The organism is Polaromonas sp. P3_C2, assembly GCF_056402675.1.
In genome coordinates, this window is the sequence record NZ_JBFUGX010000579.1 from 1 (window position 1) to 2,671 (window position 2,671).

Genomic DNA, 2,671 nt, shown 5'->3' on the forward strand with positions numbered 1-2,671 from the left:
CGGCTACGTCCCGTGGTCACGCCTTTTTCGGCGCCCACGGTACTGAGGTGGTAGCCCACCGTGCCGGGCTTTTCCCAGTCGAGTTCGGTCGGAAAAGGCCCGCCGCCCACGCGGGTGCAGTAAGCCTTGGTGATGCCGAGGATGTAATGCAGCATGCCCGGGCCCACGCCCGCGCCCGCAGCGGCATTGCCGGCCACACAGTTGCTGGAGGTCACATAGGGATAGGTGCCGTGATCGACATCGAGCAAGGTGCCTTGCGCGCCTTCAAACAGCAGGTTGGCACCGGCCTCGTTGGCATCGTTGAGCTCGCGCGAGACGTCGGCCATCATGGGTTTGAGCAACTCGGCGTGGCGCATGGCTTCTGCGTAGACGGTATCGAAGTCGACTGCCGGCGCATGCAGGTAGCCGGTGAGCACGAAATTGTGCAGGTCGAGCAATTCACGCAGCTTGGCGGCAAAGCGATCGGGATATTTCAGGTCCTGCACGCGCAGCGCGCGGCGGGCAATCTTGTCTTCATACGCGGGGCCGATGCCGCGGCCGGTGGTACCGATCTTGGTCGTGCCACCCTTCTCGCGGTAAGCCTCGCGCGCGACATCCAGCGCGACGTGAAAAGGCAGGATCAGCGGGCAGGCTTCGCTGACGCGCAGGCGGGAACGCACCTCAACGCCGGCTTTTTCCAGCCCCTCAATTTCTTCGAACAATTTGGCGGCCGACAACACCACGCCGTTGCCGATATAGCACTTCACGCCGGGGCGCATGATGCCGCTGGGAATCAGGTGCAGCGCCGTTTTCACACCATTGATGACCAGCGTGTGGCCGGCATTGTGGCCGCCCTGGAAGCGCACCACGCCTTGCGACATCTCGGTCAGCCAGTCGACCAGCTTGCCCTTGCCTTCGTCGCCCCACTGTGTGCCCACGACCACGACATTACGGCCCGCGGCTGCGTTTTGTTTGTTTGTCATCTTGAATTCTAGTTAAGGTTTCGGGATAAAGCCGGGCGCAGGCCCTCAAGCGGCTTTTTTAAGGGGCTGGACCACCCATTGACCGGCAGCGTTTGCCAGTTCGCGGTCGCAATCAAACTCATTGACTTCATGTTCGTGGCCGGGCAACACGCAGGCCACGGTTTCGCCGCCCGCGCGCAGGCGGGCGATGGCGGCACGCAGGCCGATATCTTCGCCCCAGGGCGCACGGATGGCTGCCTTGAGGGCCCGAGGAGGCAGCACACTGACCAGCTCTTTGAGGTCAAGGCTGAAGCCCGCTGCAGGCCGGTTGCGGCCGAACACGGCACCGACTTCGTCATAGCGGCCGCCGCGCACCAGTTCGGCGCCCTGCCCGTAAATGGCAAAGCGGGTGCCGCTGTAATAAGCGTAGCCGCGCAGGTCGGCCAGGTCAAAACTGACCTTGACGTCGCCTTTTTCACCCCTGGTGTGTGCGGCCAGCCATTTCAGGTTTTGCAGCGCTGCTTTCAGGCCCGTTGAGGGCGGCAGGATTTTTTCCGCTTCGGCCAGCACTTTCTCGTCACCATAAAGCTGCAACAACGCCTTGAGGCCGTCTCGCGCCGCAGCCGAAATGCCGTCCTTGAGGCTGGCGATCAGGCTGCCGAGCTCGCTCGCGTCCTTGGCCGCCAGCGCGGCATGGATGAGCGCCAGGGTTTTGCCGTTGACGGTGGCGCCAGCCAGCAAGCTGTTGACGATGCGGACATCCGCCATGTCCACGCTCAGTTCAGTGACGCCGGCCGCCTTGAGGMCTTCCAGCGCCAGCTGCTGGGCTTCCAGATCTGCCTCCAGGCCGGCATGGCCATAGATTTCCGCGCCAAACTGCAGCGGTTCACGGGTGGCATGAGGCCGGTCGGCACGGGTATGCAGCACCGGGCCGCAATAGCACAGGCGGGCAACACCGCTGCGGTTGAGCAAATGCGCATCAATGCGGGCTACCTGGGGCGTGGTGTCGGCACGCAGGCCCAGCGTTCGGCCGGAGAGTTGGTCCACCAGCTTGAAAGTCTGCAGATCAAGGGCCTCGCCAGTGCCGGTCAGGAGCGACTCGAGGTGCTCCAGCAGCGGAGGCATGACAAGTTCATAGCCATAGCTGCGGGCGGTGTCGAGGAACAGACGGCGCAGCTCTTCGATGTGGCGCGCCTCGGAAGGCAGGACATCGGCAATTTGATCGGGCAATTGCCATGATGACGACCAGGCGGGCATTGTGATTTTCGTGGGCTGTTAAAAACAGCATTTTACCGGGCTTGAAGCGGGTTTTCGGCCCGCTGAAGGCCCAATGACGCACTCTGGCGGAAATACGTGGCAGTGAGCGGCTTGCCGAGGGAGGCGAAATCAGGCCAGCACAGCCAGCAGGATCAGGCCCGCCGCAATACTGCACAAGCCGAAGAAGCGGATCTGGCCGTTACCCAGAGTGAGAATCTGCTCGAACATGCGGCGCCAGCCGCCGGGAGAGATGAAAGGCAACAGGCCCTCGATGACCAGCATCAGGGCCAGCGCCATCCAGAAGGTGTTGCCGTCCACGCCGGCTTATTTTTTGGCGGGTGCGGCGTTACCGGAGCCTGGGCCGCGCATCGCCTTGAAAAAGTCGGACGAAGGGTCAAGAACCATCACGTCGCTCTTCTTGTTGAAGCTGGCTTTGTAGGCATCGAGGCTGCGATAGAACTGGGCGACCTGCG

Annotated in this window: 3 protein-coding genes and 1 pseudogene; all 4 read right to left on the reverse strand. The window is 62.7% G+C overall.

Features of this window, described 5'->3' with window-relative positions; all coding sequences use genetic code 11:
• A partial coding sequence (locus AC1DWI_RS19235) for an adenylosuccinate synthase (RefSeq protein ID WP_477725475.1) occupies positions 1–962 on the reverse strand: 962 nt, incomplete at its 3' end.
• A gap of 45 nt (positions 963–1,007) precedes the next feature.
• Positions 1,008–2,198: an ATP phosphoribosyltransferase regulatory subunit gene (locus AC1DWI_RS19240; RefSeq protein WP_477725476.1), complete on the reverse strand. Its 1,191-nt coding sequence runs from the start codon at positions 2,196–2,198 to the stop codon at positions 1,008–1,010.
• A gap of 129 nt (positions 2,199–2,327) precedes the next feature.
• Positions 2,328–2,516, reverse strand: coding sequence for a DUF2065 domain-containing protein (locus tag AC1DWI_RS19245; RefSeq protein WP_457280678.1), 189 nt, complete (start codon positions 2,514–2,516; stop codon positions 2,328–2,330).
• A 6-nt stretch (positions 2,517–2,522) separates the two neighbouring features.
• Positions 2,523–2,671, reverse strand: a pseudogene (locus AC1DWI_RS19250) (protease modulator HflC); the annotation flags it as partial.